The organism is Levilactobacillus koreensis JCM 16448 (genome assembly GCF_001435525.1).
GTDB lineage: Bacteria > Bacillota > Bacilli > Lactobacillales > Lactobacillaceae > Levilactobacillus > Levilactobacillus koreensis.
The window spans coordinates 1-15,427 of the sequence record NZ_AZDP01000089.1 but is presented as its reverse complement, the minus strand read 5'-3'; the positions used below and the strand labels follow the sequence as shown (position 1 = coordinate 15,427).

At 48.2% G+C, this 15,427-nt stretch carries 10 protein-coding genes and 1 CRISPR repeat array; of the genes, 1 reads left to right on the top strand and 9 read right to left on the bottom strand.

Going from position 1 to position 15,427, the window contains the following annotated elements:
- Positions 1–151 precede the first annotated feature (151 nt).
- On the top strand, positions 152–529 hold the full coding sequence (locus FC99_RS07990) for a helix-turn-helix domain-containing protein (protein WP_048736134.1): 378 nt from the start codon (positions 152–154) through the stop codon (positions 527–529).
- Positions 530–868: 339 nt separating this feature from the next.
- On the opposite strand, the gene FC99_RS07980 is transcribed toward FC99_RS07990, so the two are convergent.
- The 9 genes from FC99_RS07980 to FC99_RS07935 form a co-directional block, all read right to left on the bottom strand.
- Entirely contained in the window at positions 869–2,863 is a 1,995-nt protein-coding gene (locus tag FC99_RS07980) for a KUP/HAK/KT family potassium transporter (RefSeq protein WP_048736135.1), read from the bottom strand.
- Between the two features lie 805 nt (positions 2,864–3,668).
- Positions 3,669–5,646: a CRISPR direct-repeat array (repeat unit 28 nt; unit sequence GGATCACCCCCGTATACACGGGGAATAC).
- 35 nt (positions 5,647–5,681) lie between these two features.
- Positions 5,682–6,569 carry a type I-E CRISPR-associated endoribonuclease Cas2e gene (gene cas2e / locus FC99_RS07970; protein WP_048736137.1) on the bottom strand — a complete coding sequence of 296 codons (888 nt, stop codon included), beginning with the start codon at positions 6,567–6,569 and terminating at the stop codon, positions 5,682–5,684.
- Positions 6,566–7,522: a type I-E CRISPR-associated endonuclease Cas1e gene (gene cas1e / locus FC99_RS07965; RefSeq protein ID WP_048736138.1), complete on the bottom strand. Its 957-nt coding sequence runs from the start codon at positions 7,520–7,522 to the stop codon at positions 6,566–6,568. The genes cas2e and cas1e overlap by 4 nt, the downstream gene beginning before the upstream one ends.
- A 2-nt stretch (positions 7,523–7,524) precedes the next feature.
- Positions 7,525–8,196 carry a type I-E CRISPR-associated protein Cas6/Cse3/CasE gene (gene cas6e / locus FC99_RS07960; RefSeq protein WP_048736139.1) on the bottom strand — a complete coding sequence of 224 codons (672 nt, stop codon included), beginning with the start codon at positions 8,194–8,196 and terminating at the stop codon, positions 7,525–7,527.
- A gap of 2 nt (positions 8,197–8,198) precedes the next feature.
- Positions 8,199–8,909, bottom strand: coding sequence for a type I-E CRISPR-associated protein Cas5/CasD (gene cas5e / locus FC99_RS07955; RefSeq protein ID WP_048736140.1), 711 nt, complete (start codon positions 8,907–8,909; stop codon positions 8,199–8,201).
- Positions 8,890–9,966 (bottom strand): type I-E CRISPR-associated protein Cas7/Cse4/CasC, encoded by a 1,077-nt coding sequence (cas7e, locus tag FC99_RS07950; RefSeq protein ID WP_048736141.1) that lies wholly within the window; start codon positions 9,964–9,966, stop codon positions 8,890–8,892. The genes cas5e and cas7e overlap by 20 nt, the downstream gene beginning before the upstream one ends.
- Positions 9,959–10,570: a type I-E CRISPR-associated protein Cse2/CasB gene (gene casB / locus FC99_RS07945; protein WP_048736142.1), complete on the bottom strand. Its 612-nt coding sequence runs from the start codon at positions 10,568–10,570 to the stop codon at positions 9,959–9,961. The genes cas7e and casB overlap by 8 nt, the downstream gene beginning before the upstream one ends.
- 9 nt (positions 10,571–10,579) lie before the next feature.
- A complete protein-coding gene (locus tag FC99_RS07940) occupies positions 10,580–12,292 on the bottom strand; it encodes a type I-E CRISPR-associated protein Cse1/CasA (protein WP_048736143.1) in 1,713 nt (570 codons plus the stop codon).
- Positions 12,273–15,047, bottom strand: coding sequence for a CRISPR-associated helicase/endonuclease Cas3 (locus FC99_RS07935; RefSeq protein ID WP_048736144.1), 2,775 nt, complete (start codon positions 15,045–15,047; stop codon positions 12,273–12,275). Before FC99_RS07935 ends, FC99_RS07940 begins: the two co-directional genes overlap by 20 nt.
- Between the last annotated feature and the right edge of the window lie 380 nt (positions 15,048–15,427).

The following is a 15,427-nucleotide window of genomic DNA, read 5'->3' as shown; positions in this document are numbered from 1 at the left end:
ATGATTCTATATCGGTTGGCGTACCCTCATTGCCTTCGTGAGAGTATCCCGACTTTTTTTATTGATTACGGGTAAAATTACCGATACCACTACTGTAAAATACCGATTTGTAGGGTACACTAAGAAAAGAAACGGGGGGTGAGTTAACGACATGGATTTATCTGAAAAGCTAAAATTTTGTCGGGCCACTGCCAAACTCACTCAAAAACAAGTGGCCGACCAACTGAATGTGTCGCGCAAGACGGTATCTGGTTGGGAAAACGGGCACAGTTACCCGGATACCGCCAGTATCGTTAAGCTTAGTGACATTTACGACATCTCACTCGATGACCTCTTACGAAACGATAGATTGCTGGCATACTACCGTGAACAGGATCATGCTCAGACCGCTAATCATAAAATTCTGATTGGAAGTTACTATCTAAATCTGATGCTATGGTTGCTCAGTTACATCAAATTTTTTCGACCAGCCGGCCTCCATTCGCCCCTTATTCCATTCTTGTTGTTAACAACACCATCGTTTATTTAACTCATTTTTCAGACTGGAAACGATTCCGAAAAATGCCATATACCATCAAAGCTGTCATTGCTTTTATGCTTATTTTGATAGGACATATCGCCCTCAATGTGATAGATTCAAGCTTTTTGAACTACTTGAGTCAAGCCGAATTACACTTTCTAGTTGGGTTTGTTATGGGCCGCCTATTGCTAATCATTTTAATCTCGTTTAGCCTTGAAATTTTGCTTTTCTTCCGACCTGTTGGCAGAAGCAGTTAGCAACAAATACAACACAATACAAGCCCAGCTCCACCACAATCGCTTTAAATGATTGTGGTGGAGCTGGGCTATTTTTAAATCACTAAACTTTTCATCGCTGCCGGCGCAACGTTCGGTCCGGTTGTTGCCCGATGAACAGCGGCACCTTTTCCTCGACCACGTCGCTGAATTCCAGGCCATACCAGCGTTGCGGTGACAACGTGATTCGTTGTAGCAAGAGGCGTCCGCCAATCAACAGACGGTCCAACGGCGGCAAGTCGCCCTGCACACCGAGGTCTTGGAACTGTTGATTGAGCATGACGAATTTAAAATTACCGACCCGCCGGAAGGGAATGCTGGAGTAACGCGGTGTCTGATCGCCCAGTACGCCTTCATTTAACAGGTCATTGACGATCTGTCGCAAGTAAACGTTCAGTCGCTGTGGCTTCTTGAATCCCAGGTAGAGCTGCACGTCCATCACGTTACGAGTCCCCAGCGAATTCACCGTGTAGGCGCACTCGTTGGGCGTATCCGTCTCGTTGACCGTGACAAACCAGTAGACCCGCGCGCGTTTCGGCTGCTGGTCCAAAATGGAATAGATGACTGCCCGCTTGATGCGATAACTGCTGGAGACCGGCGTGATGTAGACCAGATTCGTCGCAAACGTCGGCACCTGATCATCATCGCTTAACTGTTCCAACTGCGGCACAAAGTCCAGCAGTGACACATCCTCCGTTGCCTCCAGATGCGCGTCTCGCCGACGGTTGCCCGCGTACCAGAAGACCATGATGGTCAAAATAATCAGCGTGATCAGCAGAGTGACGTACCCGCCATGAACAAATTTTGCCAAACTGGCCAGCAAGAACAGACTCTCCAACAAGCCAAAACTGATGACGTAGAGCCAGGCCAAACGTTGATGGTGGCGCTGAACCAGAAAGGCATGTAACAGTAGCGTCGTCATCAGCATGGTCACGGTAATTGCCAGGCCGTAAGCCGCCTCCATGTTGCTCGATGTTCGAAAGTACCAGACGATGCTCAGCGTCACCACGCACAACAACCAATTCACGGTCGTGATGTAGAGCTGACTCTTGACGTTACCGGGGAATTTGATACGTAGCCGCGGCAACAATTTCAGACCAATTGCTTCATGGACCAGCGTGTACGACCCGGTAATCAAGGCCTGCGAGGCAATGATGGCGGCAATCGTGGCAATCAGGATGGCAAACCACTGCCAGCTCGCCGGGACCATCGCGTAGAAAGGATTCACCGGATGCGTGGCTGCCAGCTGCGTGCTGTGCCGGACCACCCAGGCACCTTGGCCCAGATAGCTGAGCATCAGCATGGCGTAAACGAACGGCCACGTGCCATAGATGTTGGGCCGCCCGACCTGCCCCATGTCCGAGTACAAGGCCTCAGCCCCGGTCGTTGCCAAAAAGATGCTACCTAAGATAAAGATGCCCTGATGATTGACGGGACTAAAGAGAAACTGTACCGCGTAGACCGGCGATAATGCCCGTAACATGGTGGGCACCCGGACTAAATTAATGAGGCCCACGAGTCCAATGAAGCCAAACCATAGCAACATTAGCGGCCCAAACGACCGACCAACGCGCTCCGTGCCAAACCGTTGAATTAAGAAGAGACCAAGGAGAATGCCAGTGACGACCAGTAGGACCCACCCCTGGGCGCTACTAAAGTGAACGGAGCCTAAAGTTTGGCCCTTTAACCCCTCAATCGCCGAAGTCACCGTCACGGCCGGAGTCAGCGTCCCGTCAGCAAGTAACGCCGCCCCACCAATCAATGCGGGCACAATCAGCCAGTTGGCGTGAGGCCGAACCAACGCATATAGGGCAAAGATTCCGCCCTCGTTACGGTTGTCGGCACGCATCGCCAACAGAATATATTTCACCGTCGTAATCAGCATCAGCGTCCAGAAAATCAGTGAGATGCTGCCCAACATAATCGGTGTTGCCGCGACCGCTTGCCGCCCCGTTTGATCAATAATGGCGTTCATTACATACAGTGGTGACGTCCCAATGTCCCCGTACACGATTCCCAGTGTGATCAACATCCCCACACCAGACAATGCCCGCGTCGTGGTTCTCATGAGTCTGACCTCCCATCTCATACTACTGGAGACCATCATAGGCATTTCACGCCAAAACCCCAACCAACCACCCGCGATTGAGTAAGTCACTAACCGAATTAGCGGGTAAAACGAAAAAAGTAGTGTCTGTCAGAGCTTTGGCGTACACTACTTGGACACTGAGAAAATTGAAATGAATTTATCACCCCATACCTGTGGGGAACACTTACTTTTAGAGCTGATTGAATAGGTCAGCGAAGGGAAACTTCCCTCGTATACACGGGAAACACTTATCGAAATCAATCCCCGTCAACTCACTTAGTACACTCATCTAATCGCACCTTATAGTCTAGCAGCTTCTGCACCGTATCTAACTGCAAGCGTCCAACCGAACTCTTACCCTTGCGTAACTTCCTAACGCTCTCAATATCAACGCCGGCGCCCTTACCTATGGCATAATCTGTAAGTTCCTTACGCCCTAATAACTCCTGTATCTCTCTGGCTAACTCAACTCGTTGCACGCTATCAACCCCCATGCTATAATGTATACATAAAAGCGAGAGCCGGTTGTGACGGCCCTCGCAAGTTCGCGAGTTTGGCGCGGTATTGTCGGAGCTACTTCTTAGATGAGGTGGCTTTTTTTAGTATCGCAATCACCTTAACGTAGTGTACAGCGACCTCACTCTTATTGAGCATTGCTTTACTATACCTCAACTCTAAGCGACTCGCCAACTCTAACACTGCTGACACTAATTCCACACACCTATAAATGCAGTCAAGTAATCCAATCCTTTTCCATGAGACGCATACGCATCACCTCACAATGGGATCACCCCCGTATACACGGGGAATACTGGCTGCTAAGGGATTCGACATTGACCCGACAGGGATCACCCCCGTATACACGGGGAATACATGTTAAGCAGAACACAAACGACACGACCCATGGGATCACCCCCGTATACACGGGGAATACGTAAGTGCCACTTGGTCAATCACCCGAATTTGAGGATCACCCCCGTATACACGGGGAATACTGAGTAATCCCAGTGCTTTTTCAAACTTCATAAGGATCACCCCCGTATACACGGGGAATACCATAAGCGATCACCAACTTTAAAATCTCGGTCGGGATCACCCCCGTATACACGGGGAATACGTATCCAATGGACTAGATGGTACGACACAAGGGGGATCACCCCCGTATACACGGGGAATACTTCAAGGTGAACGGTGGAGTAAGAACGCCAAGGATCACCCCCGTATACACGGGGAATACTGCAGTTTGACACCATCAGTAACGCAGTGCTTGGGATCACCCCCGTATACACGGGGAATACTCGCGTTCCATATGTGCCGCTTGAGGTTCCAAAGGATCACCCCCGTATACACGGGGAATACTCTCTCACCTGAAGAGTTCTAATGCGATTTTGAGGATCACCCCCGTATACACGGGGAATACTCGCTGATACCGTGGTTCCAGAGCTCGCAGTAAGGATCACCCCCGTATACACGGGGAATACCTGCATTGCTGACCGGTATGCGAAGCCAAGAAAGGATCACCCCCGTATACACGGGGAATACAGTTTGTCATGATGTAGCCTCCTAGTCAGTTAAGGATCACCCCCGTATACACGGGGAATACGTTCTGGATTGATTTCACTACTGAAAAGGAGGAGGATCACCCCCGTATACACGGGGAATACCGGGTCTGCTATCGACCACAAGACGGATAGAGAGGATCACCCCCGTATACACGGGGAATACTGACCGACTTACAGCCAGTTAAGCAGACGGGAAGGATCACCCCCGTATACACGGGGAATACCTACACTCACCGAAGTTATTGTTCCAGAATCTGGGATCACCCCCGTATACACGGGGAATACCGTCAAACTTTTCTGGAAAACATGTCAGGCAAGGGATCACCCCCGTATACACGGGGAATAGTGACGCCGTTTACGATGGAATAATAGCTAAAGAGGATCACCCCCGTATACACGGGGAATACGGCATTGACGATAAGTATCTGCAAGACCATCTGGGATCACCCCCGTATACACGGGGAATACCGTGACCTCTATCCGCGGATCGTCTGAGTAGTAGGATCACCCCCGTATACACGGGGAATACCCGGCGTACCCAGCCTTTGCCATGATATCCGTGGGATCACCCCCGTATACACGGGGAATACAAAGAGCTATGAACACAAGGAGGCGCCACATGAGGATCACCCCCGTATACACGGGGAATACAACCGTCCGTCTTTCATGGGTACCCTACCGACGGGATCACCCCCGTATACACGGGGAATACTCGCTGAAACGGCTCAACAAGAAGAATGCCTCGGGATCACCCCCGTATACACGGGGAATACCACCGACCGAGTAGAGCCCTGTATCCATCGTCAGGATCACCCCCGTATACACGGGGAATACTAGGACAGCTGACACTCATGGCAGTCGTTCTCGGGATCACCCCCGTATACACGGGGAATACCTGAAGACATTCCATTGCCGTTCGACTAATCAGGGATCACCCCCGTATACACGGGGAATACTGTGGTTCAACTGGGACGATCCCGCCTATCTTGGGATCACCCCCGTATACACGGGGAATACCCACTAGTAGCATCGTTAACCATGGCTATCTGAGGATCACCCCCGTATACACGGGGAATACTCTTCACCCATCCGTTCTTTTGCAACTCTCTAAGGATCACCCCCGTATACACGGGGAATACTTGCGCAGAATGAACATGATTTTAAAACCACTAGGATCACCCCCGTATACACGGGGAATACACTAAACAAACGCCGTCACACCGGGATTCTATTTTTCAAAAAAGCCCTTTTTCCTTTAACTTGCTCGCCAACTCGAACGTTGCCTGCGCATCAGATAATGCGTTATGCGGATGCAAGTTTTCAATCTCATAATCTGCCAAAACTGTTTCCAGCCTGTAGTTGTCCAGAAACTTATTCGCCTTCTTTACCAAAGGCATCAAATCAATTAACCGATTCGTCAAGCTGGATTGCCCAATTTTTCTAAAGGCAGCCAGTAAAAAGCTTTCGTCGAAGTGCAAATTGTAGCCAACCACGGGGGCATCCGCGATAAATTCTTGCAAGGCCTGTAACCCAACGGCTAGACTGACACCTTGCTTATCCAACATTTCAACGGTGATATCAGTAAGCTCCGTTATTTTTTCCGGAATCTTCTGTGCGCCTTGAATCAGTTGATCAAACTGTACAATCTTGCCATCTTGGTCCCACTTGACCGCACCAATCGAGAGGATCACATCCTTGGCTGGATCTAACCCAGTAGTCTCTAAATCAAGACTAACCACCTTGAATTTCTTGGTCGCCGGTGAGGAATTTTTGATAGATTGACGAGTCATCATTTTCGCCCGATGAAATTTAGCAGCATTACTGAATCCGTGTTTTACCCCACCGGTTGCCTCTTTCAAGCTCATCATCAACGGGATCCCATCGAAATCCACAACTTGCCGGTCCTTACGCGTTGTTCTAAATTGATAGCCCAACTCGTTTTGCGCATTATAGACCATGGTCGCTTCACCCCGACCGATGTTTTCCATGATTCGGTCCCATAAAGCATCTCGTACTCGTGCGCTCACGTTGCCCACGTAAACGCCCGTCTGGATTTCTTGATACCACTTAGTCAGGTCACCCTTCAGCGACTTGGGAACTTTTGTTAGCGTAATCACGATCATCGGCTGTCTTCTTTCTGCAGCTCATGATACTGTACGCCAAATTTTTGCAGTCCCAGTCGGTCGTCCCAGAGGCTAACCATGTCAACTTCACTATCGTCTTCAGAGATTCCCAGAAGTGCTTTTAAATCCTTTACCATCCGCACCAGCAACTTACTTTCAACGAAGACATCGCGCATCGCTAAGCGCACCTTTGACCCAATATCTGAGTCATCCCCATACTTTTCGGTCACGCTAAAGGCCACCGGAATGGAGAATTCCGCCTTATATAGGTCCGCAAAATCATAAACGAACGATAGATCATGACCCGTGTGAACAAAGCCCAGACCTGGTGAAGCTCCTAAAGCCGAAATGACACTATAACTCAGTCCGTAAAGTGCCTGATGGGCCGCGGTCAAGGCCTTATTGATCGGTGTTCCAGACTCGAAATTATCTGGATTATAGTCGCGCCGTGACCAGGCAACACCGGTCTTTAAGGACTGATCCAGATATACCTGCCGCACCCGGGCGCCTTCTTTTCCACGCAACTGTTGCATCGTCAGCTGAGAGACGTCATCGTCTGGAAAACGCATCTGATACATCTCCCGGGCAACCTTTACCCGTGAACGTTGATTAGACACTAGTTTCGCCTGGGCGACGAGCAATGTCGAGGAATGGTTGAGCGGCCGACCATAGGCATACTGTCGCACCCCTTGCTCACCGACCCAAACCACTCCCAGGCCCGCCTCGCCAATCAGTTCCATGGCTCGATGAGTCACATCCACACCGGGGCCTAACATGAGCACGCTCAGCATCGCCGCCGGAACATACACAATTCCCCGGTCATCTAGGACTTGAATGGCACTGTCCCGTCGATTGAGTTTAGCATGTTCCAAGTACAGAAAGGTAATCCGGTCATGAACCCGACCGAGCTCATAGCGTTCCGGTTTCTTAGCCCCAACTTGTTTTTTCGCCATGACTACGCCTCCGGGATCACCGTCATTAAGCCCATACCAAACGCCTTCTCACGGCCAATCCCTTTGATCAGGGTTTCCTTAAAGGTCGCGACATCACTGATTCGCAGTAGCCCCTCAAAGGTCACCCGACTCAAGCGAACCCCTTGACCAACTCGCCGATGGAGCTCTGGCCACTCACGCCCCACAATATCAAAAGACCACGTTGGCTGCCCATCCGGATCTTCAGCTGACACATTCTGAACCAGCTCGAAACCTGACTTTTCAGCTCGAGCAATCAACCATTGCCGCTGCCGCTCAATTGTGATGTGTGGCACCACTCGTCCCTGTCGTTCACCAGGCTTCGTAATCGTGTGCGTCGGATTAGCCGTTAACCGAAATTGGAGTAGCTGACCATCATGAAGTGTGGCTAGCAGGTGGTCATACGATTTGGTCATTACTGTTCCCCGAACCCCGTACGTTACTAGCTTTTCGGCATCCGGTTTTTCCTCACTCAAGACGAGCAAGTAACGTCTACCGTTCAACTGATCGATTCGCCACAGATGCCGCGGTCGTTCTCCCGCTGCAACTTCTGCCGGAAAACTCTGCTCGACCCAGTTATGGTAGGCGCCAAGATGCGTCAAATCTCTAGTCTTGGCGCGATTATTACTGTCAATTTCTACTCTTGATAAGTACATATTTACTCCTCTCCGAGAGCGCTAAATGGGTCGTGCTGGGTATCTAGGTCACTGCTCTGCGTTTTTAGTTGACTCAATGAGACCGTGTCTCTGGCGACGGCACGAAAACCGTGTTGCCGATTTCGCTGGTCGAAGGAAACGACGCGGTCTTTGACTAATGCGCTCGACTTGTCAGCCAATAAATTAGCATCAGCGACAATTTCGAGCGTTTTTGTGGGCTGTCGTCTTTGATACCAAGTTGCGGCCTGCCATTTTAATTCTTTTAGCTCCGCAACCGGCGTCTGGTCAGTAAACTCTTGAATCTCCAGCACACCGGCGGGAACATTTGCCCGACGACCCAGAAATAACTGGAACCGTGGGTGCTTAAGCGCAAATTTTATGTCATCAATTAAATCGACATCGTCACTACCTATTGCCACGACAAAGACGGCATCTTGAATATAGTCGCGATAAGTAATTTTACGGGTGCCAGCTTTCCATTCTACCGTCTGAAAGTCTGTCAAATGGCGGCCAACCTGGTCAATCCGGACCGCAAAGCTTAACGTATTGAGCTTTGCAATTCGCTTGTCGTTGCGGCGGTAACCCAATGCCGCCGCTACCATCCCAATCACCGCACTTTTAGTTGGATAGTCGTTGGTCGTCCGTCGAGCAAAACTCGCTTCGTTACCATACGACTGCAACGGTGCGGTTAACTTAATCGTTAGCGTTTTCATCCTGAACCACCTCTGATAGCTGTGCTGTGACCTGTTCCAGAAGATCTGATAACTTCGCCACATTAGTCCCAATCTTGGAATCTGACTTGCCTAACACAAAGTTAGCGACTGGTTCGTCCACAAAGGCTTGGGTCCGTTGGTATTCCGCTTCAAGTTTGGTAATTGAGGGGGCAACGTAACCACTATTAGAGGTCACTGGATTTTCAAATGCCGAGACCAAGTTGACTGGCGTGTCCCGACGAATCGTCACCATCACATAGCTTGGCAGTGTTTTATTGGCAAAGGTATTCTGCTTCCCCGTTGGCATTGAGAGCAAGAAATCTTTAATGAAATCGGCTGTTCCCTTAATGGCATCCGTCGCATTTAGGTTGTGGACCAATTCATTCATGTTCACATTAGCATAGCGATAAAGTGTCGCCGAGTTAAAGTCGATAGTTCCTAACATCGCTGCCCCAGTGGTGTCATCTGGCTGTTCATCATCCAGTGCCGTAAAGTAATCGTACTCAGGAACCACTTCATGCGTTGAAATTGCATGGGCCACTTGGGCCGATGCATCCACATTTAATTCAGGATTGTCCGCTACCATCCGACCAAATAGGGCGAGATCTAGGGACTGATCGCCCTTCAACACCTTTTTAACTTCTTTCTTATCTAGCTCCTCATTATCAATCGCATATTGCGCTAATTTAGCGATTTGACCACGACTGACCAAGAGTAATGCCCCAGTTATATTATCCTTTTTGGTATCTATTTTGATGCCAGCCAGCTTAAAGATTTCAACCGCTTTGGCCAGCGCAGCCTCATCATCTAGGGAGGTATCTAATTTCTTCAGTTCAGCCACCAGCAGATTAGCGGCTTGCTTAGTACGCGTTCCTGCGGAAACATTATCCAGCTTAAATTCGTCGCGGACAGCCTTTTTCCAGCTTTGTGAAGAGACCCGCGCCCGCGTAACACCGCCATAAAGAGCGGTCTTAGGCGCACCCGTATCGTCACGGTTAATGTTTGATGATGGAACGGTTTGTAAGACGCTTAAGTCAACATATAGATTTTTAGTCATTAGTGTTCTCTCCTTCTGATTTAGCTTGCTTCACTGAATAGTATTGTTGTCCCCAACGTAGCCGCACTCGACTAGCTTGCTCATAGCTCTTTTGTAGGCCATACAGATCCTGTGCTAACAGAGCATAATCAATCTTTTGTGCAGGACTATGGGATTTTAAGATGCTTACCAAATGTGACAGGCTATTAATCACACCTGAGACATTCGTTGTCGCTAACAAGGGTTGTACTCTACGATCCATAGCAACTCGCAGATCATCGTTTCCCCGTAGTCTGCCTAAAGCCCCAAAGAAAGTTTCACCTTGCGGATCTTCACTATAAGCTGACGCATAGACAAACGAGTCATTATTCCCCTGTTGGTGAATCGCATAAAAACGGATAGCTGTATAGACGGCCACTTCTTCAGGCGTTGGTTCCCCATTCGGTGCATGACTCAACTGGCTTTCATCTAAGTTAGTCATAATGACTGGCCAAACCGTCTCAGCACGGTGGCTGGTAATTGTCGGTGCGTTTCTGAGACTTGCTAGGACTGCCTTATCCGGATTACCGTTACGATAGAGAGTACGAATAATCTGACCGGCGGCTTTTTTAACTTCACTTGCCATAATTCCTCATCACTCCTTTTCTAGGTCAAGGTCACGGCGAACGTTATACATCAGGTGGTTCTTCGCGGTAAAGATATTAAGCGGTCGTCCATGATCATCACTAATGCCTCTGACATCTCGCGGTGAGCTAGCTTGCATCTCATCGTCGACGGCCTTTATCACAATCTTTTCTAGCTCGGCCTTCCACAGGTTAATCTTGGCATCCCGGTCATCTTGACCCCTGAGACTACTCAACCATTCCTTGAAGGGACCATTCAATTGCTCATAAAACTTCGCACTCATCCCACTAGCAAAGGTTCGTGTATCCAAATTGCGAATCTTGCCAATGTCCGTGGCAAAATGATAATAATCATTGCCAATTGTCTGCGTTGTTTCAATAACCCCTTCAATTCGTATCGGCCATCGCTCAGTTAACTCATCATCAAACAAAACGTCCGCTTGTAATTCCATATCATCAACCACTTCGGCCGCTGGTGACTGTGAGGTCGCATTACCATCGCTAATCAGGGTTACTGAATTCAAGAACAGCGGTGCATCGTGAGCAATCAACTGCTTTTGTTTGAGTGCTCTTAGCCAGATGACAATTCCTGGTTCGTGCATATCATCCTGCCGTCTCACTTTCACGTATTGACCGAAGTTCCGCCACATCGCAATTCCTAGAGAACGGAGACTTTTTCCCGCCGGTCGATAGGCATTGGTCTTCTTATCGAGTTTCCAAGTCGTCATTGGCTCAATTAGTGCATCCTCATACGCAAACGTCGGAATTCCGGCACTAAGAATCATTGGCTGACCGTCCTGCCACTCGATATGTAAAAGCCGGGACCAAGTCGTATACAATTCCGCGAGATTGTCCGGAAGTATCAGGGCCTTGCGTTGGGCAACGTAGTCACGAACCGACTTAGCTTCCCAAACTGGTTTTTGTAGCGCATATTCCGTGCCGTTTTGCCGCGTATCAACTAATACTAAATTCAGCATTAACGTGTCAAACAGTGTCTTTCCCTTGGCAAACACCGGATTGAGCCGGTAGATCCAGCCCCCAGAGTTGGAGAACTTTTCTTCGGTCACAACCTTGGTCTTATCCGTAACACCCGTAAAGTTTTGGTAGGCAATTACCCACCGCACTAATTCATCCAGTGACACCTCATTCTTGGCCTCACCCGATTTAGGTGTAAAAATATCCGGCGTATGAGCACTTTCCGAAATACGGCGGTTCATCTGCTTCACCAGAACCTGGCCTTTTCCCGCAGCAACCTTTCTGTTCTCCGGAACCAGCGCGTCGTAGTCTTCAGTCGATGCCTGATAGAAAGGCCGGTCCCCAAAGAATTCAAAATCTGCCGTATGTCCCTTTAGGTAATCAGTAACTGCTGCTGAGAAATGACCCGCTTGGTAGAGCTGGTCCCAAGTCGTAAATAATATCTCTTCACCCTCGTCATCCTCGAACGTGTCTAAGTCAATCTCTAAGTTCTCCGGCGACTTAATATCTCCTTCCAACCACGAGTACTGTTCACCATCGGCGTCGACTCGCGAATAAACCGTCGTTAAGATGGCTAAGAGCAGCCGCAACAAGGCTAAATCTTGGCTATGCATATCGCCAGCTAGTTGTCGGTAGCTTGAAGCGTTTTCAAATAAATCAATCAAAGAAACTGTCTTTTCTTGATTATTTTCGGCTGTCACTACTTTAATCCAAGGATCAGTTGTTAAATTAAACTTTTTGCTGTCCACCAGTATCACCTTCCTTTACATATTTTAAGCCGAACTTTGAAGAATACGTCAGCCGCCAACCAGCAAACGTCACCGCCAGATTTTCATCCAACGGTAAGGCCAGTGCCCCTTTGAGCCAGACGTCGCTTTGCCACCCTAAGAAATAGCGACTGGTCAACTTTTCGAGCGCGTCAATTGCCTGGTCGATTCGCGGCGTTACCGCAACCGGAAGCCGGATGACTTGCTGAGCGATATCCTGTGAAGAAACGTCACTTAAGCGTCGACCGTCTAGTAAGAAGTTCCCTTCGTTTGTATGCTGAACTAGGATAACTTCTAGCGACTCTCTAATATCCCGAACCGCTGCACTGGCCTTCTGCTCATCCTGATCAACGTTGCCTAAATTGCGACCAAGCCAATCGTGAATTGTGGCTCCAAGCTTTGTTTTGGGATTGGCGACCTGAAAGACGTGGGCCTTTCTTTTTTCGGCTTTTAAGACATTATCAAATTCAACTCTAGCAGCATCAATACCAGGCACTTCGCAATCCGTTGAAGGATCATAAACCCGCTGCACCAGTGGTGAGATATCATCAGGCAAGTTAATTGTGTCCTTTAAAAAGTGATCCGTCTTCATCAGCAAGTATTGATTGTAAACGTTTGCGCTACCGGATTCATAAGTGTTAGGGCCTTCAATCCCCATGACAAAGACTTTTGGCGTCTTTAAGGCTTCAGGTCGGTCAATCTGATGGCGATGCAACCGCCCCGCTCGCTGCAGAATCAAATCCATTGGCGCGATATCCGTGTACATGACATCAAAATCAATATCCAAAGACTGCTCCAAAACCTGGGTCCCAATGACAATCAGTTTATCCGGTCGCTGGCCATGCTTACCAATTGCGGCTTGGAGCTTATCTTCCTGTGCGACTCGATCAGTTGCTAGAAAAGCTGAATGCAAGACCATTAATTTAATATCAGCCGGCATTTTCTCCGCCAATGCCTGTGCGCGCCTAACCGTATTGACGATAATTCCAGCAACCCCACCACCACTGATTTGATCAGTGACATGGGCAACCAGGTCTTCATCAGACACATTTAAACGTTGAACCTGTAACTTAGTTGGTTGCTGATCACTCTGACCTGGGAAGGATGTCACCTGCTTAAGTTGGTGACCATCTAACAAGCTCAGTAATGGATAAGCTTGCGTATCCTCCCAATCCTTAGGCGCTTCGAGTTCATACTTCAAGCCATATTTTCCCTTTAAATAAGCCTCTAATAAAAGGTTTCGTTTATTCTTGGGGAGGGTCGCGGACAAAATTATAATTGGGACGTGATAAGCGCCTAGCCAGCGCAATGCCTTGTACAAGTACTGATTCATATAAGCGTCATAGGCATGAACTTCATCGATCACAACTACTTTGCCACTAAAGCCTAAATGGCGGAGGAAAAGGTGCTTTTGCTTCAACCCCAGCAACAAGAGATTATCGATTGTTCCTACCGTAAATTTCGTCAAAATCGACTTTTTTCCGGAGAACCAGCTATTGACGACGACCTTACCTAACCCATCATCAGTGTCGTAAATATTCGTCGCGTTAGGTAGCGCCTGATACTTATGGTTAAATTGCGATTTTCCATGCATCAATCTAATCTGTAAGTTCTCGGTCTGTTGTTTAGCTAGAAAGCCTAACCAGTCGTCTACCCGATCAAACATGGCATTGGTCGTTGCCTGTGTTGGCAGCCCCATAAAGAGGCCATCGCGACCGGTGATATGTGCTAATTGTTCTGCTGCCAGCAAGGCAATCTCAGTCTTCCCAATTCCCATGGGCGCCTCAATGATAACCACTCCCGGATCTAGTGCTTCACCAATTGCTTGTGTCATCACTCTTTGAACGGGACGCGGCTCGAATCCCCAGCGAACCTGATATGGGTTCTGCTTAGGGTCCGTCAAATCCACGTGTTGGGGATTCCATTCGCCACCGACATCCCAGGCTATCATCGCTTTCTGATAACGCTTTTTAATGCTATCTTCTGGCCAAGAGTGATCCAATGGAATCAAAGGAAAAAGCGGCGTTTGCTTATCATTATTTAAGTACTCACTGGAGGCCAGCCAATCCGCCATAATGAGTAAGCCTTCTAAGATGACAGCTTGTGGCTGCGTTATGTCAGGAATCTCCTCGACCTTTTGGTACCCAGACGAGGTCAACCCATATTCAAAAAGTTCTTTTTGGACATCTTTCCAAGGTGCTTGAATCTCCGGTTTATTATCACTCTGATAATAGTTGGCCGTGTAAGTGTCGATTTGCTCATCTGGAGGACAGCTGGCTGGCTTGCCATGGTGACCTCCGATGATGGCTCCGATTGAATTAGGAACGTCAAAGCCTTCCAGAATGGCCTCACCCGCTAAAGCATGCGGGGACTCTTTTGGTGATGCCAAATCTAGATGATCAAAGTCTGCAAAGCCAGCTCGGACTAGTTTTGACTTTAAATAATCGTCCAATGAGCTGTCACGGTCATAAGATTTTTTTCCTTGAAAAGCCGCCGTTGCCTTACCAATGTCATGTGAAAATCCTACAAATTTAACTAGGTTATGTACCTCTGTAGCTGATAATGTCCCCTGTAGCAGTTGTCGCTGGCCTAGGCTCAACCACTGATTGAACAGGTAATTTATCACATTTTGTGTGTCTAATAGATGCACGATGAGTGGTAGCCACGCTTGTTGACCATCTTCTGATTGCTTTTTAGCCCACAACGCTGCTGCCCGCTTTGATATTTCCACTGCCATTCTTACCGTCTGCTTTCTATGACTTAGAGACTGTCTGACTTCAATTCCTTTAAGCTACTTTGTAAAGTTTCATATTCTACCGTTATTCTTAAGATACAATTTGAAGAGTTTTGCGTCAATACAGTAAACACATAAAATAATTTGTGGAAGTCAATAAATACTACTGAAACGTACCTTTGTATGTAAGCGCATTCAATTTATACTTGAAATCTGTTTTTTAAAAAGTACTCGTCTTCTCTGAAACAACTTTTCTCACACCAAATAGATTTTCCCCTCTCATAGTATAGTGAATTTAATTTTTTTACTTCAATGCTTTTAAACGCATCGCAAATTGCAAGAACAAGTTAGTCACTAGAGCCAAATACTAATACCAAAGGATT